Origin of the sequence: Arthrobacter sp. U41 (genome assembly GCF_001750145.1) — a bacterium.
In the GTDB taxonomy this organism is placed as follows: domain Bacteria; phylum Actinomycetota; class Actinomycetes; order Actinomycetales; family Micrococcaceae; genus Arthrobacter.
Window position 1 is genome coordinate 4,223,536 of the sequence record NZ_CP015732.1, and the last position, 22,225, is coordinate 4,245,760.

Annotated in this window: 21 protein-coding genes, 1 other RNA gene, 1 pseudogene and 1 riboswitch; of the genes and pseudogenes, 10 read left to right on the plus strand and 13 right to left on the minus strand. The window is 66.7% G+C overall.

The window, feature by feature from the left end:
• Positions 1-44: 44 nt before the first annotated feature.
• The 8 genes from hisN to ASPU41_RS23805 all read left to right on the plus strand — a co-directional run bounded on the left by hisN (position 45) and on the right by ASPU41_RS23805 (position 5,718).
• Positions 45-857 (plus strand): histidinol-phosphatase, encoded by an 813-nt coding sequence (gene hisN / locus ASPU41_RS19250; RefSeq protein ID WP_069952276.1) that lies wholly within the window; start codon positions 45-47, stop codon positions 855-857.
• A gap of 112 nt (positions 858-969) precedes the next feature.
• Positions 970-1,083: riboswitch (SAM riboswitch) on the plus strand.
• A 34-nt stretch (positions 1,084-1,117) separates the two neighbouring features.
• Positions 1,118-2,572: an aminotransferase class V-fold PLP-dependent enzyme gene (locus ASPU41_RS19255; protein WP_069952277.1), complete on the plus strand. Its 1,455-nt coding sequence runs from the start codon at positions 1,118-1,120 to the stop codon at positions 2,570-2,572.
• Between the two features lie 94 nt (positions 2,573-2,666).
• Positions 2,667-3,425 carry a class I SAM-dependent methyltransferase gene (locus tag ASPU41_RS19260; protein WP_069952278.1) on the plus strand — a complete coding sequence of 253 codons (759 nt, stop codon included), beginning with the start codon at positions 2,667-2,669 and terminating at the stop codon, positions 3,423-3,425.
• Between the two features lie 102 nt (positions 3,426-3,527).
• Positions 3,528-4,241, plus strand: a complete 714-nt coding sequence (locus ASPU41_RS19265) for a metal-dependent transcriptional regulator (protein WP_069952279.1) — start codon at positions 3,528-3,530, stop codon at positions 4,239-4,241.
• A 29-nt stretch (positions 4,242-4,270) separates the two neighbouring features.
• Entirely contained in the window at positions 4,271-4,729 is a 459-nt protein-coding gene (locus ASPU41_RS19270) for a fluoride efflux transporter FluC (protein ID WP_069952280.1), read from the plus strand.
• Entirely contained in the window at positions 4,726-5,100 is a 375-nt protein-coding gene (locus ASPU41_RS19275; protein ID WP_069952281.1) for a fluoride efflux transporter FluC, read from the plus strand. Before ASPU41_RS19270 ends, ASPU41_RS19275 begins: the two co-directional genes overlap by 4 nt.
• A gap of 62 nt (positions 5,101-5,162) precedes the next feature.
• Positions 5,163-5,534 (plus strand): hypothetical protein, encoded by a 372-nt coding sequence (locus ASPU41_RS19280; RefSeq protein WP_069952282.1) that lies wholly within the window; start codon positions 5,163-5,165, stop codon positions 5,532-5,534.
• 49 nt (positions 5,535-5,583) lie between these two features.
• The gene (locus ASPU41_RS23805; protein WP_269450063.1) at positions 5,584-5,718 is read left to right on the plus strand and encodes a hypothetical protein; all 135 of its coding nucleotides are present in this window, start codon (positions 5,584-5,586) and stop codon (positions 5,716-5,718) included.
• Positions 5,719-5,828: 110 nt separating this feature from the next.
• Here the strand turns inward: ASPU41_RS23805 and ssrA are convergent.
• From ssrA to ASPU41_RS19345, 13 genes and pseudogenes are all read right to left on the minus strand, one after another.
• Positions 5,829-6,197, minus strand: a transfer-messenger RNA (tmRNA) gene (gene ssrA, locus ASPU41_RS19285).
• A 131-nt stretch (positions 6,198-6,328) separates the two neighbouring features.
• Positions 6,329-6,799 (minus strand): SsrA-binding protein SmpB, encoded by a 471-nt coding sequence (smpB, locus tag ASPU41_RS19290; protein ID WP_024367797.1) that lies wholly within the window; start codon positions 6,797-6,799, stop codon positions 6,329-6,331.
• A 107-nt stretch (positions 6,800-6,906) separates the two neighbouring features.
• The gene (locus ASPU41_RS19295) at positions 6,907-8,319 is read right to left on the minus strand and encodes a M23 family metallopeptidase (protein WP_069952822.1); all 1,413 of its coding nucleotides are present in this window, start codon (positions 8,317-8,319) and stop codon (positions 6,907-6,909) included.
• Positions 8,320-8,353: 34 nt separating this feature from the next.
• Positions 8,354-9,268, minus strand: a complete 915-nt coding sequence (ftsX, locus tag ASPU41_RS19300; protein WP_069952283.1) for a permease-like cell division protein FtsX — start codon at positions 9,266-9,268, stop codon at positions 8,354-8,356.
• Positions 9,265-10,083 (minus strand): cell division ATP-binding protein FtsE, encoded by an 819-nt coding sequence (gene ftsE / locus ASPU41_RS19305; protein ID WP_069952284.1) that lies wholly within the window; start codon positions 10,081-10,083, stop codon positions 9,265-9,267. Before ftsE ends, ftsX begins: the two co-directional genes overlap by 4 nt.
• A gap of 270 nt (positions 10,084-10,353) precedes the next feature.
• Entirely contained in the window at positions 10,354-11,469 is a 1,116-nt protein-coding gene (gene prfB, locus ASPU41_RS19310; protein WP_069952285.1) for a peptide chain release factor 2, read from the minus strand.
• 89 nt (positions 11,470-11,558) lie between these two features.
• Positions 11,559-12,029 carry a pilus assembly protein TadG-related protein gene (locus ASPU41_RS19315; protein ID WP_231941115.1) on the minus strand — a complete coding sequence of 157 codons (471 nt, stop codon included), beginning with the start codon at positions 12,027-12,029 and terminating at the stop codon, positions 11,559-11,561.
• 44 nt (positions 12,030-12,073) lie between these two features.
• Entirely contained in the window at positions 12,074-12,565 is a 492-nt protein-coding gene (locus ASPU41_RS19320; RefSeq protein WP_083266628.1) for a hypothetical protein, read from the minus strand.
• The gene (locus ASPU41_RS19325) at positions 12,546-12,944 is read right to left on the minus strand and encodes a TadE/TadG family type IV pilus assembly protein (protein ID WP_069952286.1); all 399 of its coding nucleotides are present in this window, start codon (positions 12,942-12,944) and stop codon (positions 12,546-12,548) included. Before ASPU41_RS19325 ends, ASPU41_RS19320 begins: the two co-directional genes overlap by 20 nt.
• Positions 12,945-12,947: 3 nt before the next feature.
• A complete protein-coding gene (locus tag ASPU41_RS19330; protein WP_157357068.1) occupies positions 12,948-13,196 on the minus strand; it encodes a hypothetical protein in 249 nt (82 codons plus the stop codon).
• Between the two features lie 64 nt (positions 13,197-13,260).
• Positions 13,261-14,202, minus strand: coding sequence for a type II secretion system F family protein (locus ASPU41_RS19335; RefSeq protein WP_231941116.1), 942 nt, complete (start codon positions 14,200-14,202; stop codon positions 13,261-13,263).
• Positions 14,199-15,052 (minus strand): annotated as a pseudogene (locus ASPU41_RS19340) (type II secretion system F family protein). The gene ASPU41_RS19335 and the pseudogene ASPU41_RS19340 overlap by 4 nt, the downstream one beginning before the upstream one ends.
• On the minus strand, positions 15,052-16,275 hold the full coding sequence (locus ASPU41_RS19345) for a CpaF family protein (protein WP_069952826.1): 1,224 nt from the start codon (positions 16,273-16,275) through the stop codon (positions 15,052-15,054). Before ASPU41_RS19345 ends, ASPU41_RS19340 begins: the two are co-directional and overlap by 1 nt.
• A gap of 595 nt (positions 16,276-16,870) precedes the next feature.
• Here ASPU41_RS19345 and ASPU41_RS23810 point away from each other — a divergent pair.
• Together ASPU41_RS23810 and ASPU41_RS23815 are read left to right on the plus strand one after the other, a co-directional pair.
• Complete coding sequence (locus ASPU41_RS23810; protein ID WP_269450064.1) at positions 16,871-19,297, plus strand: GH25 family lysozyme; 2,427 nt, start codon at positions 16,871-16,873, stop codon at positions 19,295-19,297.
• 807 nt (positions 19,298-20,104) lie between these two features.
• Positions 20,105-22,135: a hypothetical protein gene (locus ASPU41_RS23815; RefSeq protein WP_269450084.1), complete on the plus strand. Its 2,031-nt coding sequence runs from the start codon at positions 20,105-20,107 to the stop codon at positions 22,133-22,135.
• Positions 22,136-22,225 lie beyond the last annotated feature (90 nt).

The following is a 22,225-nucleotide window of genomic DNA, read 5'->3' on the forward strand; positions in this document are numbered from 1 at the left end:
CCGGCCTCCCGCCAGGGCGCCCGCTTTGGCGGTAGTTTGGAACCATGAGTCAACCCGCTTCGAGCTACAACGATGACCTGCGCCTTGCCCATGTACTGGCAGATTCCGTAGATTCCCAGACCATGAGCCGCTTCAAGGCACTCGACCTTCGGGTCGAGACGAAGCCGGACCTGACGCCGGTGACGGACGCCGACAAGTCCGTCGAGGAAGCCATCCGCGGCCAGCTGTCCCGCTCCCGGCCGCGCGACGCCGTCCTGGGCGAGGAGTTCGGCAGTTCCGGCCACGGCTCCCGCCGCTGGATCATCGACCCGATCGACGGGACCAAGAACTTCGTCCGCGGCGTCCCCGTCTGGGCCACGCTGATCGCCCTCGTCGACGAGGGCGAGCCGGTCGTCGGCGTCGTGAGCGCCCCGGCACTGGGGAAACGCTGGTGGGCTGCCAAGGGCGCCGGCGCCTACATGGGTCGGTCGCTGGCCGCCGCCACCCGGCTGAAGGTCTCCAACGTCTCCAAGCTCGCGGACGCCTCGCTGTCCTACTCCAGTCTGGGCGGCTGGAAGCAGCGCGGCAACCTCGATGAGTTCCTGGGCCTGACCGAGGAAGTCTGGCGCACCCGCGCCTACGGCGACTTCTGGTCCTACTGCCTCGTGGCCGAAGGCGCCGTCGACATCGCCTGCGAGCCTGAACTGAACCTCTACGATATGGCCGCCCTGGTTCCGATCGTCACGGAGGCCGGCGGACGCTTCACCTCCCTCGAAGGAGAGGACGGCCCCTTCGGCGGCAACGCCCTCGCCACCAACTCCATCCTGCACTCGGAGGTCCTCAAACGCCTCAACCCGGGGCTGGACGACCTGCTCTAGGCCCTGGCGGCGGCCGTTTCGACCGCACCTCCCGGAGCCGTGCCGTAATAAAGCGCTTCACATAAGGGCCCTGTCTTTTCCGCTCCCGCACGGATGTCCTAGGCTCGAAGCAGGTCACGAGTGCCAGCGCTAAACCCCGGTTTGCTGGCCGGCAACCCTCCATTCGCGGTGGGGTGCCCCGGGTGACGACCTGGCCGGTCCGGAACGGACCCGGCAAGCGCGGATCCCCGGTGCGTGGGGTCCTTTTCGAGCGAGGTCCCATGACGACTGCCACTTTTCCTGCCACTGCCGAACTGCCGTCCGGCGCCGGCCAGACCCTCCACGAGGCGAGGTTCGCCGTCGCCCGCCGGCCCCTGGCCGCGGTGACCGGCGCCGAGATCCAGGCCCCCCTCATTCAGGGCGGCAGCGTCCGCTACGCCAACCTGGATTACGGCGCCTCGGCCCCTGCCCTGTCCGTGGTTTCGGCGTACCTCAACGAGATCCTGCCGTACTACGCCAGTGTCCACCGCGGCGCCGGTTATGCCTCCCAGATCAGCACCTCGGTCTACGAGAACGCCCGCAGCATTGTCCGGGATTTCGTCGGCGGCCGCCCGGACGATTCGGTGATTTTCACCCGGAACACCACCGATTCCCTGAACCTGCTGGCGGGCTGCCTGCCGGTCGCCGACGGGTCCCACACCGGCGAGGTGCTCTATCTCGACATCGAACACCATGCCAACCTCCTGCCGTGGCAGAGCGTGCCGCACCGCAGCGTCATCGCCGCTCCCACCCTGGCCGCGACGCTGGAACTGCTCCGCGGGGAACTCGCTTACGGCGGCGTCAGCCTGCTCGCCGTGACCGGCGCCTCCAACGTCACCGGAGAGATCCTGCCGATCCGGGCCCTGGCCGCCCTGGCCCACGAATTCGGCGCCCGGATCGTCGTCGACGCCGCGCAACTGGCGCCGCATCGGCGGATCAATATCGCGGCGGACGGCATCGACTATCTCGCCTTTTCCGGGCACAAGCTCTACGCACCGTTCGGCGCCGGAGTGCTTGTCGGCCGTCCCGACTGGCTCGACGCCGGCACACCGCACCTGGCCGGCGGCGGAGCCGTCCAGGATGCCCGGATCGACACGGTCAGCTGGACCACCGGTCCTGCCCGGCACGAGGGCGGTTCCCCCAATGTCCTTGGCGCCGCCGCCCTGGCCCGCGCCACCCAGGTGATTGCCGACCTTGACGCGGAACAGTGGCACGCGCACGAAAACGCCATCCGGTCCTTCCTCGTCGAGGGCCTGGCCCGGATCGACGGCGTCAGGGTGCACCAGATCTTCTCGGATAGTGCTTCCTTCGATGCGCCCGCAGGCACCGGGCCGGGCACCGGCACAATCGGCGTCGTCAACTTCTCGCTGGAGGGCTACGACGCGGGCCTGGTGGCGGCCTACCTGTCGGCCGAACACGGCATCGGTCTGCGCGACGGCCGCTTCTGCGCGCACCCCCTGCTCCGGCGGCTCGGGCTGCCCTCCGGATCGCTGCGGGCCAGCTTCGGCCTGGGTTCCCGGCTGGAGGACGCCGAGCGGCTGCTCGCCGGAATCCAGGACCTGCGCCGGACCGGCCTCGGCTGGGACTATGTGGTGGACGCCGGACGCTGGGTGCCGTCCAACGACACCCGCAGCTACCCGCACTGGGCTCCCAACACACCCGGCACCGCCGGCGCCGCGCCCTGCACGCTGGACTGATGGCCCGGCGGGGGCAAAGCCAAGGAAACGCGGCCCGTGCTTCGTGCGGTAAATTCGGAAGGTACCCATCCGGACCTGCCTAAGGAGAACGCACGTGGCACGCGGCGGACCCAAACTGCACCAGGAGCGGCGCCAGAAGCTGGGGCAGAGCTTCCGGGACGGCGGGGAACACTACGAACGCGTCCGCCCGGGCTACCCCGCTGACTCGGCCGACTGGCTGATTCCCGCCGGCGCGAAGGACGCCGCGGACGTCGGCGCCGGAACCGGGAAGTTCACGGCGCTGCTGGTGGCACGCGGCCTGCACACGGTGGCCGTGGACCCTTCCGCCGACATGCTGGAACAGCTGCGCAGGACACTGCCGGGCGTCACCGCCGTCGAGGGTACCGCCGAGGACACCGGGCTGCCCGCCGAAGCTTTCGACCTCGTGACCGTCGCGCAGGCTTGGCACTGGTGCGATCCCCTCCTGGCCAGCACGGAGATCGCCCGGATCCTCCGCCCCCACGGCGTGCTGGGGCTGATCTGGAATCAGCTGGACACGTCCGTTCCCTGGGTGCACCGGCTCTCGCGGATCATGCATGCCGGCGATGTCCACAAGCCGCACTTCAAACCGCCGCTGGGTCCGGAATTCACCGGGCTGGAGAGCCATCTCACCCGCTGGGAGGATCCGGTGCGCACTGCGGAGATCATGGAGCTGACGAAGTCCCGCAGCTACTATCTGGCGGCCGGCGAGGCGACCCGGGCCAAGGTGCTGGGCAACCTCGACTGGTACCTGCACGAACATCTGGGCCACCGCCCCGGCGAGGTCCTCCCGCTCCCCTACCTGACGCAGAGCTGGCGGGCAGTCCGCGCCTGATCCCGCCCGCCGCCGTCGACAGCGTGGTCCTGGTCGTGGCGGTCCGCCTCGTCCTGCTGTGGCTGCCGGTCTCCGGCGCCGCCTGATAGTAGGCTGGTTGCTGTGAAGACCAGTCCGCCCTCCTCCTCGATCGAGGATTACGTCAAGGTCATCTACTCCTTCACGGAGTGGCAGGACAAGCCCATCACCTCCACCCAGCTGGCCCAGCGCCTCGGCGTGGCCAACTCCTCGGTCTCCGAGATGGTCCGCAAGCTCAAGGACCAGGGACTCGTGGACCACCAGCCCTACAGCGCCATCAGGCTCACGGCCGACGGCGTCCGGCTGGCGTTGTCCATGGTCCGGCGGCACCGGCTCATTGAGACTTTCCTCGTCCGGGAACTCGGCTACCGCTGGGACGAGGTCCACGACGAGGCCGAACTTCTGGAACACGCCGTCTCGGACACTTTCATCGAACGCATGGCGGCCAAGCTCGGGAACCCGGTGCGGGACCCGCACGGTGATCCGATCCCGGCAGCGGACGGCTCCGTGCTGATGCCCGCCGCCCACCGGATGAGTGAGCTCGATGACGGGCACACCGGCCGCATCACCCGGATCAGCGACGAGAACCCCGAACTGCTGCGCTATCTTTCCGCCGAGGACATCGGGCTGGACGCGGACGTCGAGGTGCTGGGCCGGAAGCCTTTCGGCGGCGCCCTGGTCGTGCGGATCGGCTCCGGCGGCACCCGGCAGGAGTTCGACCTCGCCGAGGAAGTCGCGTCCGCCCTCTGGGTCCACAGCGACACTGCCCATCCCGGCTGCAGCCTCAAGCGGCCCTGAATGCGGCCCGCACCGACCGGAGCCGCGGCATGAAGCGCGCGGCCAAGGCACCAGCACCGGCGGCTGCCGGGGCCCGGCCCGGGCTGCCAGGCTGGCGGGCGTGGGCCGCCGTCGCCGTTGGCGGCCTGATCGGAACGGAGCTGCGCTACGGGGCCGGACTGGTGTTCCCCGAGGCCGCCGGCACCATCCCGTGGACGACCCTGGTGATCAACATCGTGGGCAGCTTTGTCCTGGCGGCCCTCACCACGGTCTGGATCGCACGGCCGAAGACCGCCTTCTGGCTGCGTGCCGGTCTGGGTCCCGGGCTGCTGGGTTCCTTCACGACCTTTTCGGCCGTGGTGTTCTCCATCGACCAGCAGTTCCGTGGCGGACTGCACACCGGCTGGATGGCCTATCTGGGGCTGTCACTGGTCCTGGGGCTCGGCGCCGCGGCCGCCGGGTGGAAAACCGGCAAGGCCCTGGCCGACCTGAGCGGCGGGGCCTCATGATCACGGCCTTACTGGTGGCAGTCTTCGGTGTCGCGGGCGCCTTGCTGCGCTTCGCCGTCGACTCCTGGTTTGCGCACCACCCGGGGCGCCGCCCGCACTGGCCCTGGGCGACCCTGGTGGTCAACGTGACGGGCTCCTTGATCATTGGCGCGGCCATGGGGATGACGGCCCGGCTGGGCCTGGGCGCCGAGTGGCAGTCCGGCCTCTCGACCGGGCTCGCCGGCGGCCTGACCACCTTCAGTTCCTGGACCACCGCCACGGTGCGGCTGGTCAGCGAGACGCGGTACCGCGCCGCGGGCCTCAATGTTGCCGCCAACCTGGTCGCCGGACTGGCGGCAGCAGCGCTCGGAGTGGCGCTCACGTCTCTGTGACGAGCCTAACGCCGGCGTCCTGTGGGCGATTTGGGGACCCTCCCATCCCGTATCGTTAAAGGATGGTTACCCGTCGTGTTGCTGCCCAGATCCTTGATATTCCGCTGGAGATGGCCCACCGTCACGGCATCCCGCCCCGGCTGAGCGACGCCGAGCTCGGCGAACTCCTGGACAACCCGCCGGCGTGGCTCCTTCAGTCCAAAGCCAACCGGACCGGCAAACGCCCCATCTGGGTCCAGCTGACGTGCGCTGTCTGCGGATTCTCCGAGGCAGCCCGGCCGAAGAAGTGGTGGCCGGACTTCACCTATGTGTGTTGCGCGCACCACGCTCCGTATGAGATCCCCGCCGCCGGCGCCGGGCTGGTCCGCAGCGAGTATGAGGGCGTGGGCAGCCGCTTTGTCGGCATCGTGGACGTTGCGGTGCCCGAGGCGTAACTTAATATCACGGGGCCATTCCGGCCCCCTGCCGTTAGGGAGCGCCCACATGCCTGACAAGACGCCGCACCGGAGCATGGCAAAGAAACCGGTGAAAACCATCAAGGAAAAACGGGCCGAGAAGAAGTCCAGGAACGTCGCGGAAACGCACGCGGACCCGGTCGCCCACATCAAGAAGCGCTGAGCGCTGCTCGCCAGCCGAGCCGCCCAGGCAAAACAAAAGGCCGGAAGCTGACGCTTCCGGCCTTTTGTGTGGAACTCTACGGGGTGGAGCGCCGTCTCCGGCGCTCCGTATGGTGGAGATGGGGGGAATTGAACCCCCGTCCGATGTCGTGTTGTCAGGGCTTCTCCGGGCGCAGTTTGCGTTGGATTTTCTCGGCCCCAGCCATGCTACAAACAGCTGGCTGATCCGGGCCCAGTCATCTAAGAGTCCCGTCCACCCCGATGACGGGGGTAAACAGCGGTGGCTATCTAAATGACGCCAGGATCCGGGGCAATAGCAACCTCGGGCTGACGGACTGTCTTACTGCTTAGGCAGCGAGAGCGAAGTCAGTGCGTTTTGATTCGGCACTTATTGGTTTGCAGACAGCGTTTACGAGATAATTCTGCATCCTCGGCCCGCTTCACCTGTCGCGACTAACATCGTCGAAACCGATCATCCCCGTATTTTTTTATCAAACCGGTCTGGTCTGGTGCTGAACCGTTGCTGCGGTTTCCGCGCCGTTCCTTCCCGGACTACCTAGCATAACGCACGTCCCCGCAGAATCATTCCCGCGGGCCGGCGGCGGTGTTCGCTACCGCCGGTTCCGCTCGCGCATGACGCGCAGGGCCTCGCGCTTGTCCTGCTGTTCGCGGAGGGTCTGGCGTTTGTCGTATTCCTTCTTGCCGCGGGCCACGCCGATCTCCACCTTGGCCCGGCCGTCCAGGAAGTACAGCTGGAGGGGGACGATGGTGAAGCCTGATTCGCGGATCTTGTGCGAGATCTTGGTGAGCTCGTCGCGGTGCAGCAGCAGCTTGCGCCGGCGGCGGGCGGCATGGTTGGTCCAGCTCCCCTGGTGGTACTCGGGGATGTGGATGCCCTCCATCCACAGCTCGTCGTTGTAGAAGGTGCAGAAGCCGTCGACCATGGAGGCGTGCCCCTCGCGGAGGGACTTCACCTCGGTGCCCATGAGCGCGATCCCGGCCTCGTAGGTGTCGAGGATGTGGTAGTCGTGCCGGGCCTTGCGGTTGGTGGCCACTACTTTGCGGCCACTTTCTTTCGGCACGGTGGAACTCCTTGGATCGATGGGTGGGCCGCAGCCTGTGCGGCGCGGACTCCTACCAGTTTACGGCAGGGCCGCGGGTCGGCCGGGAGGCTTCCGCTCCGGGCGGATCAGAGCAGGTTCATCGGGTCCACGGCACTGCCGTTGAGCCAGGTCTCGAAGTGCGAATGGCAGCCGCTGGAATTGCCGGTGGTTCCCGAGTATGCGATCAGCTGTCCCTGGCTCACCTGCTGTCCGGAGGAAACCGTCACGCTGACGTTGTGGTAGTAAATGGTGGTCAGCGAGTTTCCCTGGACGACACCGTGGGAGATCTTCACGTTGTTGCCGCCGCCGTCGTTGGCCCAGCCTGCCGAGAACACTTTGCCCGCTGCCGCGGCGTAAACGGGCGTACCGCAGGCCGCAGCGAAGTCGATCCCGGTGTGCATGTAGCCGCCCTGGCCGTAGAAGTCGATGGTGCCCGGCGGCGTGGCGCGCCAGCCGAAGCCGGAGCTGATCGGAACGCCGTTGAAGGGGTGCCGGAGCCCGAACGCTGACGGGTTTCCGGGCGGGGCGGGGACGTACGGGGCGGGAGCCTTGGTCTGGCCCTTGGCGCGGGCGGCCGCCGCGGCGGCCGCTGCCGCCGCCTCGGCGATCCGGCGCTGTTCGGCTTCCCAGGCCTCACGCAGCTTACGGTCGCGTTCGGCGATGTCCGCCGCTACCGCGTCCTGCTGGTTCTTGACCTGGGCGAGCTGGGTCTGGATACCGGGCTTGGCGGCCTGGAGCTCGGCGTCGAGCCTGCTGGTGTCGGAGATGAGCTTGTCCACCTGGGCCTTTTTGGCCTCCGCCTCGTCACGGGCGGCCTGTTCGCGTGCCAGCGCGGCGTCGGCTTTGGCTTTGAGGTCCGTGATTTCGGCTTCCACCGCTTCGAGCCGGGCCTGGGAGTTGACGTTGGTGGCGTTCTGCTGGGTGAGCTTGTCCATCGCGGAGTTCTGGCTGCGCATTGCCTGGTCGGCCAGGTCGATGGTCTCGGTGAGGCTGCCGCCGTTGTTCGAGCCGAAGAACAGTGAAAGGTTGGAGGGCACGCCGCCGGACTTGTAGGCCTGCGTGGCGATCTGTCCGATCAGCTTTTTGGTGTCGGCGATCTTCTGCTTGTCCGTCTCGAGCTGCTGGGTGATCTTGGCCTTGTTCTGCTGCGCAAGGTCCACGCGGGCGGCAAGGGCCTCGGCCTCCTTCACGGCGCTGGCCACGCGGCCCTGGGCTTCCAGCAGGGCCTGCTGCGCACCGGGAAGCTGGCCCTGGTAGAGGACGAGATCCGCGGCGGCCTCGGCGATCCGGGAGTCCACGAACTCCAGGGAATGCTGGACCCGGGCCGCTTCCTCGCGGAGCGCCGCCTGCTGGTCCTCGAGGGTGTCGGCGAACGCCACCGGGGTCGAAGCGCCCATGCTTGCCGCCAGGACAACCGCCAGTGCGGCGCTGACCAGTCGGCTGCGGCGGCCGGCCACAGGACGGCCGGGCATAGCCGGACGCGGGGCCAGTCGATGCATCGGTGTCATGGGCCTTCTCTTTTCGTTGCGCACCCTAGACCCTCAAGTATCGACGGAGGGTTAGGAGCGATGATACGCCTGCCAGGAGAACGCCGAGGCCGATCAGGGCCGGCGCGAGGATAAGCGTCTGAGCTGCGGAGATGAAGGCGGTGTCCGGATATTGCTTGGAGAGGTACCCGCCCAGGAAGAAGTGGGCCACGGCCCAGAGTGTTCCAGAGGCCAGCGCCGCGCCAATCACGGCGGCGATCACGCCCTCGAGGATGAACGGCAGCTGGATGACCATCTTCGATGCCCCGACCAGGCGCATGATTCCGGTTTCCCGGCGCCGGCTGAAGGCCGAAAGCCGGATCGTGGTGGCGATCAGCAGGATTGCACAGACGATCATCACGCCGGCAACGCTCACGGCCACGAGGGAGGCTGCGTTCATGACGGAAAAGAGCCGCTCCAGGAGCTGGCGCTGGTCGATCACGGTTTCGACGCCGGCCTGCGAGGAAAAGGTCTCGCTGATGATCTGGTACTTCTCCGGATCCTTCATGTTGATCCGGAAGGAGGCCGGGAGCTGGTCCGGCGTCACGGAGTCCACGATCGGGGAATTGGAGAACTGTTCCTTGAAGTGCTTGTAGGCGTCGTCCTTGGACTCGAACTGGAAGTCGTTGACGTACTGGGCCACCGCGGGCGATTCCAGGAGCTTGCCCAGGTTGTCCTGCTGTTCCGGGGTGGCCGGGCCGGTGGCGCAGCCGGCCGCCGTCGACCCGTCACTGCAGAGGAAGATGGCGACCTGGACCTTGTCGTACCAGTAGCCCTTCATCTGGTTGATCTGCAGCTGCAGCATGCCGGCGGCACCGACAAACGTCAGGGACACGAATGTCACCAGGATGACCGAGACCACCATGGAGAGGTTGCGGCGCAGGCCGCTGCCGATTTCGGCGAGGACGAACTGGAGCCTCACAGCTGGCCCTCCCCTGCGGCAGGTGTTCCGGCGCCGGGTTCGCGGCTGGGGATGCCAGCCGGGACGGCGGCGGGTTCGGGTTCCCGTCCGCTGGCGTCCCGGAGGCGGCGCGACGCTCCCACGACCGGAATCATCGAGGTGTAGAGGGCCTTCGCCTCGTCCCGGATGATGACGCCGTTGCGGAGTTCAACAACGCGTTTGCGCATCTCGTTGACGATGTCGTCGTCGTGGGTGGCCATGACCACGGTGGTGCCGTTCTGGTTGATCTTGTCCAGCACGCCCATGATGCCCATGGAGGTGGTGGGGTCCAGGTTTCCGGTCGGCTCATCGGCCAGCAGGATGCCGGGACGGTTGACGACGGCGCGGGCGATCGCCACACGCTGCTGCTCGCCGCCTGAGAGTTCGTGCGGAAGGCGGTTTTCCTTGCCTTCGAGCCCCACGGTTTTCAGGACCTCGGGAACGGTGTCGCGGATGACGCTGCGGCTCTTGCCGATGACCTGCATGGCGAAGGCGACGTTGGCGAACACGGTCTTCTGCGGGAGCAGGCGGAAGTCCTGGAAGACGACACCGATCCCGCGGCGGAGCCGGGGCACGCGCCAGCTGGAGATGTTTGCCACGTTCTGGCCGGCCACGTAAACGGCACCGGAGGAGGCGCGGTCCTCTTTGAGGACGAGGCGCAGAAAGGTCGACTTGCCGGAGCCTGAGGCACCGACAAGGAAGGCGAATTCGCCACGGTCGATCTCAAGGTTGATCGAATCCAGCGCCGGTCGCGCTTTCTGGTCATAGACCTTGGTGACATTTTCGAAACGGATCATGGCCCTAAATACCCTGCAGGACGTGGACGGTACAGCCCAGCTCTGCCGCCGGTGCGCGGGCTTTCTAGTGGGGGAAGTAGAGCTCCGGCTTCTCGACTATACGCACGGTCCCCGGCGGATCGGCCTGAGCACGGGGGCGTGTCGCGGGATTAGAGCGGAGGGGCAGGTGTGACGCAAGAGGCAGCAGGGGTGTTTTTTTGCCGCGCCCGCGTGGGACCCGTGTCCCTGGCGGGCTTGTCCGCGGTTGTTTGGCCGCGTTATTTGTCCGCGCTATTTGTCCGCGTTGCGGTTGTCGGTCCGCCAGCGGATGCCGGCGTCGATGAAGTCGTCGATCTCGCCGTCAAACACGGCCGAGGTGTTGCCGACCTCGTGCTCGGTGCGGAGGTCCTTGACCATCTGGTACGGATTCAGGACGTAGGAGCGCATCTGGTCTCCCCAGGAGGCTTTGACGTCGCCGGCGAACGCTTTCTTCTCGGCGTCCTCCTGCTCCTTCTTGAGCAGCAGGAGCCGGGACTGCAGCACGCGCAGGGCGGCGGCGCGGTTCTGCAGCTGGGACTTCTCGTTCTGCATCGAGACGACGGTGCCGGTGGGGATGTGGGTCAGGCGCACTGCGGAGTCCGTGGTGTTGACCGACTGGCCGCCCGGGCCGGAGGAACGGAAGACGTCAACGCGGATCTCGTTGTCCGGGATGTCGATGGAGTCCGTCTGCTCGATCAGGGGGATGACTTCGACGGCCGCGAACGAGGTCTGGCGGCGGCCCTGGTTGTCAAAGGGGCTGATCCGGACTAGGCGGTGCGTCCCGGCCTCGACGCTGAGCGTGCCATAGGCGTAGGGGGCCTTGACCTCGAAGGTGGCGGACTTCAGCCCGGCTTCTTCGGCGTACGAGGTGTCCATGATGGTGGTCGGGTAGCCGTGGCGTTCGGCCCAGCGCAGGTACATCCGGAGCAGCATTTCGGCGAAATCCGCGGCGTCCACGCCGCCGGCGCCGGCGCGGATCGTGACGACAGCCTCGCGCTCGTCGAATTCACCGGACAGCAGCGTCACGACTTCGAGTTCCTTGAGCGCCTTGCGGATCGATTCCAGTTCGGTGGCAGCCTCCCCCATGGAGTCGGCGTCGTCCTCATCCTGGCCGAGTTCCACGAGGACCTCGAGATCGTCAATCCGCGAGGTCAGCGAGTTCAGGCGCGCGAGTTCGGACTGGCGGTGCGAGAGCCGGGAGGTGATCACCTGGGCAGCCGCGGGATCGTCCCACAGATTGGGTTCGCCGGCCCGTTCGCTGAGTTCAGCGATGTCTTCCTTCAGCGCCTCGACATTCGAAACGTTCTCGATGGAGGCGTAAGTGGCGCGCAGGGCGCGGATTTCTGCGGGAAAATCAATATTTGCCATGGTTTTTTAAGCCTACGCTATCCGTGCGAGCCGCCCGGACTGGGTGGTGGTCCAGGTCGCGGTGCAGTGCGAGGGGCAAGCGCGCGAGGCTAACGCGTAAGCCGGGAGCGCGCCGTCGAGCTCGCTTCGATCCTGATGCCGTCGGGAACCAGGAAATTGACCACGGGCGGGTGGACGGCAGCGCTGAGCACCACAACGGCGGTGGAACCGTCCGGGCTGCCCGTCCCGGGCTCGACGGCGAGACCGCTGAACCGCGTGAAAGCACTGCTGCGGTCCAGGAAGTCACCGGCGGTCCCCCGCACACGTGCGCCGGTCAGGACTGCAGTGGGGCTGCCGCCAACCGTTTCGAGCTGTCCCAGCGTAAAACTGTCCGCGGCGGCCACCGAGGCGCCGTCCGCCAGCGACAGGAGCTTTTTGTGCTCGATGTAGACGCTGGACGCGGCGATGACGACCGTAGTGAGCAGCAGGGCGAGCAGCACGAAGCCGATAATCAGCACCATCAGCTGCCCGGCATCGCTGCGTTGATGCCCGCGCTGCTGATCCGCTTGGTGCGGCTGCATTCGTGGCTGCGGTCGCTGCCTGGGGCGATGCCTTCCGGGGATGCTCATCGGAAGCGGCCAACCAGCTGGGTAGCGGAGGCGCTGAGCTGCCCGGCGTTCAAGTCGAGTACCTCGCTAAACGGGACGAACGGCAGCGGCACCGCGAGATGGACGGTGACCGTCACAGCCGTGCCGGCGGCCATGCAGTCGGCGGGGGCGCAACTGGTCTCGACCCGGGCGTTCGCCGCGGAGTGCCCGTGGTCGGCGAGCGCCAGCAGGACCGCCTGCTCGGCGGCGGCCCTGCCTCCGGCGGCATCAGTCTGGGCAACGAAGACCTTGGCGGCCTGGTCCGCGGCGCCGACGACCGCGAATGAGCCGCCCTGGAGCTGGCCCATGGTGATGATGAAGTAGACCAGCGGCACCATCAGCAGCAGCGACAGGAACGTGAATTCGACGATCGCGCTTCCCCGTTCGGCGTCGTCCGGGCGGCCGGTATTTGTCCTCGCGGCCCATCCCCCGGGCCGGCGGTCCGGAGAGTCAGGGCTGGATGGCGGCATGGCCCTTCACCTCCAACACTGCCCGCGGGCCGATCAGCCCGATCACGGGCAGCGGCGCGCGGACCGTGACCTCCAGGGTCCGGACGCCCTGGTACGTGGCTTCGCTCGTAGTCACGTCCTGGGCGAACTCCTGGTTGAGCGCTACGCCAATCAGCTGCGCAGCCCGGTCCGTGGCATCGACGGCACTGCGGTCCGCAAGGGTGCCATACCGGGCGCCCGAGGCCGCAGCATCGATGAGCGTGTTCCGGACGTGCAGAACAAGGGTGAGCTGGACGATGGCGAGGAAGAACAGCGTCAGTAGCCCGCCCACGAGGACGAAGTCCACCACCGCCGAGCCGCGTTCGTCAGTTTTGCCCCAGCCGCTGCCGGGCGGACGCACGCGCTACTGCCCGACCTTGTCCATGGCCTGGTTGAACAGTCCTTCCAGTGCGGGGCCGGCAAGCGCGAGGAGCGCGGCGACGAGGACGGCCGACATCAGCGTGATCATCACCCAGCCCGGAACGTCGCCCCGCTCGCGATGATCACCGGGCCGGTCAGGCTGCCGACCAGTGGCCTCGTGCGCCGTGGCATGCCTTGGCACCAGGCTGATGGTGTAGAACAACAGCGCCATGCGATTCAGGATCTGCTTCACTTTCTCCCCTTTTGTCGGTGGTTCGTCTCTTCCTGCTGCTTCCGTGCGTGTTCCTTTGCTGCTGTTACAAACCCATGCTGATGGCGGCCAGGCCCGGAAAGACGGCGAATACGACCGTCAGCGGCAGGACGCCGAAGACGACGGGAACCATCATTCCGATTTCCTTCTTTCCTGCCGACTCCATCAGCTCGCGCTTTGCCGTATCCCGGGCGTCCTGGGCCTGGGCCCGCAACACATCGGCGAGGGGTGTCCCCCGTTCAACGGCGACGACCAGCCCGTCGACGAAGCGGAGGAGCGGGCCAAGCTCTGTCCGTGACGAGAACTCCTGCAGGGCTTCCACGAGCGGCTTCCCTGCCCTGGTCTCCGCCAGGACGCGGGTGAAGTCCTTTGACAACTCCCCCCGGGCGCTGCGGCAGACTCTGTCCAGTGCGCCCGTGGCACTTTCGCCCGCGCTGACGGCCAGCGCCATGAGTTCGGCGACGCTGGGGAACTCCGCCATCATGCGCGCTTCGCGCCTCCTGACCTGGGCTCCCAGCAGGTAATCGCGCCACATATAACCCCCGGCGGCGCTGCCAATCACCAGCACGACGGCAAGGAGGGGGCTGAGCCGTCCGGCCGCGCCGAACAGCAGTACTGCCCCAACGGCCGCGACGAAGCCGCCCGCGCCCCAGAGGAGCTGTTCTGCCCGAAAATCGGCCGGCGACTTGACGCTCCCGGCCCTGGCCAGGCGGCGGTTCAGAGCCGAGGTACCCGGATTCAACCTCCCAAGCCACACAACGGCGTCGCCGATGACCGGACGCAGGATGCGTTCCAGTGGTCCGAACGGGGTGAAATTTCTCGGCACGGCGCGCAGGAGCCGGGATTCCAGGTTGTGGGACTTCAGTTGCGGGCCGATGCGTTCCACGAAGGTCGCGGGCCGCATAAAAGGCAGCCTGATCAGCAACAGCCAGAGACCGCAGCCAAGGACGGCTCCAGTGGCGACGGCAGTCGCCATCAGCCCGGTCACCGAAGGACCCTCTCATCTGCCGGCAGCGCTCCAATGCGCAGCATGATGGCATAGGAGATCAGGGACACGGCAAGTCCGCCCAGCAGAACGGCGGCCCCAAGCGGTGTGTTGTAGGCAGCGACCGCTTCGGGCCGGCTTGCCAGCAGCATCAGGACGACCCAGGGGGCGGCCACGGCAAGGCGTGCGGCGTTGACGGTCAAGGACTGCCGGGCCTCCAGTTCGCTTCTGGTGCGGGCACTTTCCCGCAGGAATTCCGACAGCGTGCCCAAGAGCCGGCCGAGATCCGAGCCGCCCACTTCCCGGGTCAACCGCAGTGCTTCGACGATGCGGTCGGCCACGGGATCCGCCAGCCGGTCCTTCAGCCTGGTCAGGGACGGATCGAACTGCCCTCCCGAACGGTAGTCGGAGCCAAAGTCGCGGAACACCTGGCGGAGTTCCTCGGGGCCCTTGTCGCCGAGTTGGATGAGGGCTTCCGGCAGAGACAGGCCTGCACGGATCGCCGACCGCAGATGGTCGACGACGTCGGGCCACAGTTGTCGCAGGACAGCAGTGCGCTTCCGCGCGCGCCATTTCACGATGGCCAGGGGCAGCCAGCCCCCGAACAGGCCAAAGCAGCCGGCGATCGGCCACGACCTGGTCACCGCAAAGAACGTCAGCAGAGTGAACGCTCCGACGCCGACACAGCTCGCCAGCAGACCGGGGCCGCTGACCTTCTCAATTCCTGCGGAGCCAGCAGATCCTCCAGCCGGCTCGGTCTCGGCCTTCGCTTTGCCGTCTTTGGCTGTTCCCAAGCAGACCACCAGATCAGCAGGAGCCCGGCGCCGGCGAGCATGCCCAGCAGCGCCGCCATCAGCGCGGCTCCAGCAGGGCCGCGACGTCGTACCCCGCCCGGGCAAACTTCTCAGCTGACGGCATCGAGTTGGCCTTGGGTTGCAGCTGTCCGTCCTTGAAGGCGAAGACCATGGAGGATTCGATGATGCCGTTTTCCACTCTTCGGCCTAGCGACAGGATCTCCGTGACCTCCCGGCGGCCGCTGGCGTGCCGGGCACAGTGGACCACGAGGTCGATGCAGGACGCGACCGTCGGAACCACAAAGGCGCTTGAGATGTTTTCGCCCGCCAGCAACGGAAGCGTGCAGATCTTCGTGACCGCGTCGTGGGCCGAATTTGCATGGACCGTGCACATCCCTGGAAGCCCGGAATTCAGGGCGATCAGCATGTCCAGGCTCTCGGCCTCGCGCACCTCCCCGACAACCAGCCGGTCCGGCCGCATGCGCAGCGCCTCCTTAACCAGCCGCCGCATGGGGATTTCGCCTTCGCCCTCGAGGTTGGGCTGCCGGCACTGCAGCCCCACGACGTCCCGAAGCGGAAATTGCAGCTCGAAGATCTCCTCGACAGTGACGACGCGCTCGCGCGTTCCGATGCTCGCGGCCAGACAGTTCAGCATTGTGGTCTTACCTGCCTGGGTGGAGCCGGAGACCAGGATGTTCAGGCCGCTGGCCACGGCAGCTCCGAGGAACCGGGCTGCCTGCGGCGTCAGTGTCCCCAGTTCCACCAGGTGCTCGAGCCTGCTGGCCTTCACGACGAACTTGCGTATGTTAATGGCCCAGTGACGCCGCGTCACGTCCGGTATCACGACGTGCAGGCGGGAACCGTCCGGCAGCGCCGCGTCCACGAATGGGGACGACATGTCGAGGCGGCGCCCCGAACTCTTGAGCATCCGTTCCACGAGGTCCCGGACCTGCTGCTCCGTCAGCGAGACCGAGGTCAGCTCGGATTCGCCGTTCCGCGCCACATAAATCTCGTTGGGGGCGTTAAGCCAGATTTCCTCGATGGCCGGGTCGTCGAGCAGGGGTTGCAGGGCACCAAAGCCGGCCACTGCGTCAAAGACAAACCTCCGGGCGGTGTCCAGCGGGCCGATGGGCGGGAGGGGCGCCAATAAGGCGCGCTCGTCGTAATCCATCACCGCCGCCTCAACGAGGCGGCGGACTTCGCCGACCTGACTCAGCGGGTCGAGGCCGCGCCGGCGAATCAACTCGCGGACTTCGTCCTCGACAATACGAACAGCCTCCACGATGGCCCCCAATATGACTGCCGCCCTGTCTCCGGGGCACTGCAATTGGGTTAAAGCTAGGGGTGCCCAGGCCGCAGGACAAGGGCCGGTCAGGTGGCATGTGGAAAACCGGCGCCACGATTCATAACAATTCTCACACTAGTAACACCAGAAACTCTGGGTAACCCGAATCTCCGGTGTTAGGGTGAGCGCGACAAGTCAGACATTCTCACATCCCGGACAGCTTTGCGTTACTCAGTCCAGGCGCGAGACCACCGCGACACGGCCACTATCGTGTCGTTTTCCGGAGCGGCAAATGAAGCGGACCCTACTTCCCCCCAACAGTCACCTCGGCAGCCGGGTCGGCGCCGCGCTATTGGCCGTCGCCCTCCTCGCTGGCCCAGGTCTGGCTGCTCCTGCGGATGCCGTCGAGCCGACAACAACGGCAACCACGGCTGCAACGACAGCAACGACAACGCCTCCCGCGCCAGCCACCGCGGCCACTCCCACGGCTCCGCCCGCTCCGACTCTGGACACGGCCACGCTGGAACCTGCGACTCCGGCTGGCACTGTCCAGGTAACGGCTGATAAATCGTCCGAGGCCTACAGAAGCGCCATGGCCGAGGCCACCAAGGCCGGCGGTGCTGAAATGGGGCAAGGAACACACAACGGCGCATCGGCCGACGGAGACAAGCTTGCGACCACAGAGGCACTGGCCACGGAAGGTACGTGGATGCCTGGCTTCGGCGTACAGGGACTCGACGTCAGCAAGTACCAGGCCGGAATCAACTGGCAGACCGAGTGGAACATGGGCGCCCGCTTCGCCTACATCAAGGCAACCGAAGGCAATTACTACACCAGCACAACGTTCAGCGACCAGTACCTGGGATCAAGAGCCGTTGGCATGATCCGCGGCGCCTACCATTTCGCCAACCCCGCGGCCTCCTCCGGCGCCGATCAGGCCCGGATCTTCGTGCAGAAAGGCGGCGGCTGGAGCGCCGACGGATACACACTCCCTCCGGTGCTCGACTTTGAGGGAAACCCCTACGCCGGCCAGACGATTGGCGGCTACTACCAGGGGAACACCTGCTACGACATGACCCCGGGCGAGCTGACGTCGTGGGCACGCGACTTTGGCAGCACCGTGCAGGCGCTGACCGGGCGTCTGCCGGTCATGTACACCACCACTTCCTGGTGGAACTATTGCACCGGCGGGCCCACAGGTTTCGGCGACTGGCCGCTGTGGATCGCCCGCTGGCCGAGCTCGCCCAGCGACAACCCGGGCACCCTGCCCTCCAGCTGGGCCAACTACAGCTTCTGGCAGTACAGCGAGTCGGGCCCGTTTGCAGGCGGCGGCGACTCAAACGTCTGGAACGGTGATTACGCCAGCCTCAAGCAGTTTGCCACTGGTGGCGTGCCGGCAGCGGCGAGTCAGGCGATTGCCGCTGTGGCAGCTGAGTCGACCTCGCTCGGAGCTGAGACGTCGGCCATCATGTGCGGCCAACCCCAAGGCGGCTGTTACCAGGACTACCAGGGCGGGGCCATCATCTGGTCCGCCGCTACGGGCGCGCACCCCACGTCCGGAGACATCCGCGCAGCCTGGGCCCGGACCGGATTCCTCACCGGCTTCCTCGGTTACCCGACTTCTGACGTTGTCTGCGGCCAGCCCGGCGGCGGCTGCTACCAGGACTACCAGGGCGGGGCCATCATCTGGTCCCCCGCCACCGGCGCGCACCCCACGTCCGGAGACATCCGCGCAGCCTGGGCCCGCACCGGATTCCTCACCGGCTTCCTCGCTTACCCGATTTCTGACGTTGTCTGCGGCCAGCCCGGCGGCGGCTGCTACCAGGACTACCAGGGCGGGGCCATCATCTGGTCCCCCACCACCGGGGCGCACCCCTCCACCGGCCCCACCCGCACAGCCTGGGCCAAAACCGGATTCCTCACCGGAGCTTTGGGATACCCAACCTCCGACCTGAACTGCGGCCTCGTCAACGGCGGCTGCTACCAGGACTACCAGGGCGGGGCCATCATCTGGTCCCCCACCACCGGGGCGCACCCCTCCACCGGCCCCACCCGCACAGCCTGGGCCAAAACCGGATTCCTCACCGGAGCTTTGGGATACCCAACCTCCGACCTGAACTGCGGCCTCGTCAACGGCGGCTGCTACCAGGACTACCAGGGCGGGGCCATCATCTGGTCCCCCACCACCGGCGCGCACCCCTCCACCGGCCCCACCCGCACAGCCTGGGCCAAAACCGGATTCCTCACCGGAGCTTTGGGATACCCAACCTCCGACCTGAACTGCGGCCTCGTCAACGGCGGCTGCTACCAGGACTACCAGGGCGGGGCCATCATCTGGTCCCCCACCACCGGCGCGCACCCCTCCACCGGCCCCACCCGCACAGCCTGGGCCAAAACCGGATTCCTCACCGGAGCTTTGGGATACCCAACCTCCGACCTGAACTGCGGCCTCGTCAACGGCGGCTGCTACCAGGACTACCAGGGCGGGGCCATCATCTGGTCCCCCACCACCGGCGCCCACCCCTCCACCGGCCCCACCCGCACAGCCTGGGCCAAAACCGGATTCCTCACCGGCCCACTCGCCTACCCCACCAGTGACATTGTCTGCGGCCTCGTCAACGGCGGCTGCTACCAGGACTACCAGGGCGGGGCCATCATCTGGTCCCCCACCACCGGCGCCCACCCCTCCACCGGCCCGATCCGCACCCGCTGGGCGGCGCTGAACTTCGTCGACGGGCCCCTGGGCTACCCCACCGGCGACGTGACCTGCGGTCAACCCGGAGGCGGCTGCTACCAGGACTACCAGGGCGGGGCCATCATCTGGTCCCCCACCACCGGCGCCCAACCCAGCCTCAAAGGCCCAATCCGTGACTTCTGGGCCGCCACCGGATTCCTCACCGGACCCCTCGGCTACCCCACAACAGCACAAACCTGCAACCCATCCGGAGACCTCTGCACCCAACAATTCGCAGGAGGAAGAATCTCTTGGACCGCCGCTCGCGGCGCATACATCGGCTAACCCCGGGGGCCCGCCCCTCGCCGCCTCGACGCTCCGCCCACCCCTCAACCCACAGACCATGGACAGCCGCACCACCACCTTTGGCGCAGCAAAATGAAGGAAACAATGAATCCCATTAGGTTGATAGCTGCTGTTTCTGCCTCGCTATTGTTAGCGGCGTCTTTGACGACCATTTCACTGGCGCCGGCTATGGCGGCGGCGCCTGTGGCTGCTGTGAAGCAGAACCCGCTCACTGTTAACCCGTCGCCGCTAGCGCCACCGTCCGTTGAGCAGAGCGATGGAGCACCCACGACCGTCCACACCTTCGAAGTGCCTCCGGCACCGGGGGCCAAGGGTAGCGCGCCTTCCACGGGGGCAGCTACCGAGTCGTATTCGCTGACGCGTCAAGGCAAGATCGAAGTCACCCTCATGACCGTGCAGTTGGCCGACCAGTCGCCAACCGAAACCGCTGGAATTTCCCTCCCGGCGGCAAATGCAGCAGTCGACGCCGCGAGCCGGTATTGGCAGACCATGTCCAACAATCGATTGTCCCTTTCAGTTGTTAGCACTCGCACTGGAGTGAAGTCTGCGGCAACGTCGAATCAGTCCTATGGCCAAATCATGGACACTGTCACCCGCGAACTAAACTGGATTGCAAATCCTTACACGGCTTTGGTCGTTTTCATTGCGACGCCAACGTTGTCCTCAAATGCCTACGGCGCTGGGTGGAGCACGGCCTCGGGGGTCAGCGGCCGTGTGCTTATGCCGCTGCCCGGACGGCTGACCGACAGCGTTCTCACTCATGAGTTCGGACATGTCTTTGGCTTGATGCATTCTGACAGCCTGCAATGCCTCAGTGGAGCCTCGGATGTTGCCAGCAATGCTGATGGCACGCTCGCGGACTCAAGCTGCACGATCCGCGAATACGGCAACACCATGGATCTAATGGGCGTCTCGCAGCTCAGCCAACCGACGATCAGCTCAAGCCTGTGGCAGTACGGCGGTTTCGGCAGGGGCGACGAGATTCTCGACGCTGGCAAGATCACCGATAGCAGAAGCTTCACACTCACGGCATGGGCCGGAACTGCCCCTAACCGGGCCGTCAAGTTCACCGACCCTATCAGTGGAGAGGCGTACTACCTGGAACTGCGGCTTCCCGTTGGCTATGACGCTGCAACTGCGGTCGGAGGCAACCGGGGCGTAAACATTGTCCAGAGTGGAGGCAGATCCGCTGCTAGCTCGATTATCCTGATGCCGAGCACGAAACCCTACTCCGGCTACTACGGCCAGAACCATGCGTGGCAGGCGGGCCAAGCCTTCACAACGCACGCGGGGACTCGCGTGTCCATCGGGTGGATCTCTGACACGGCGGCCGGCGTGACCATTGAATCGACGGCCGCCATCGCGAGCCGTGCGATGGCGCCGGTGGCGTCGGCGACCACAGGCCTCGGCAGCCCCACCTCCGGAGTTGTCTGCGGGCTTCGAAACGGCGGCTGCTATCAGGACTACCAGGGCGGGGCCATCATCTGGTCCCCCGCTACCGGCGCGCAACCCACCATGGGAGCGATTCGGGCACGATGGGGCGCACTTAACTTTGTTGACGGCCCAATGGGTTACCCCACCTCGGGTGAGTTCTGCGGATTGCCGCAGGGCGGCTGCTACCAGGACTACCAGGGCGGGGCCATCATCTGGTCCCCCACCACCGGGGCGCACGCCTCCACCGGCCCCACCCGCACAGCCTGGGCCCGCACCGGATTCCTCGACGGCCCACTCGCCTACCCCACCAGTGACATTGTCTGCGGCCTCGTCAACGGCGGCTGCTACCAGGACTACCAGGGCGGGGCCATCATCTGGTCCCCCACCACCGGCGCGCACCCCTCCACCGGCCCCACCCGCACAGCCTGGGCCAAAACCGGATTCCTCACCGGAGCTTTGGGATACCCAACCTCCGACCTGAACTGCGGCCTCGTCAACGGCGGCTGCTACCAGGACTACCAGGGCGGGGCCATCATCTGGTCCCCCACCACCGGCGCCCACCCCTCCACCGGCCCCACCCGCACAGCCTGGGCCAAAACCGGATTCCTCACCGGCCCACTCGCCTACCCCACCAGTGACATTGTCTGCGGCCTCGTCAACGGCGGCTGCTACCAGGACTACCAGGGCGGGGCCATCATCTGGTCCCCCACCACCGGCGCCCACCCCTCCACCGGCCCAACCCGCACAGCCTGGGCCAAAACCGGATTCCTCACCGGCCCACTCGCCTACCCCACCAGTGACATTGTCTGCGGCCTCGTCAATGGCGGCTGCTACCAGGACTACCAGGGCGGGGCCATCATCTGGTCCCCCACCACCGGCGCCCACCCCTCCACCGGCCCCACCCGCACAGCCTGGGCCAAAACCGGATTCCTCACCGGCCCACTCGCCTACCCCACCAGTGACATTGTCTGCGGCCTCGTCAACGGCGGCTGCTACCAGGACTACCAGGGCGGGGCCATCATCTGGTCCCCCACCACCGGCGCCCACCCCTCCACCGGCCCGATCCGCACCCGCTGGGCGGCGCTGAACTTCGTCGACGGGCCCCTGGGCTACCCCACCGGCGACGTGACCTGCGGTCAACCCGGAGGCGGCTGCTACCAGGACTACCAGGGCGGGGCCATCATCTGGTCCCCCACCACCGGCGCCCAACCCAGCCTCAAAGGCCCAATCCGTGACTTCTGGGCCGCCACCGGATTCCTCACCGGACCCCTCGGCTACCCCACAACAGCACAAACCTGCAACCCATCCGGAGACCTCTGCACCCAACAATTCGCAGGAGGAAGAATCTCTTGGACCGCCGCTCGCGGCGCATACATCGATTAGCTATGGGCACACAAATTCGTGAGGGGACCGGGTTACTGAGGAGTTGCAAGATCGGAGGCAATTCGGGTTGCGATTCGACTGCGTCCCGGG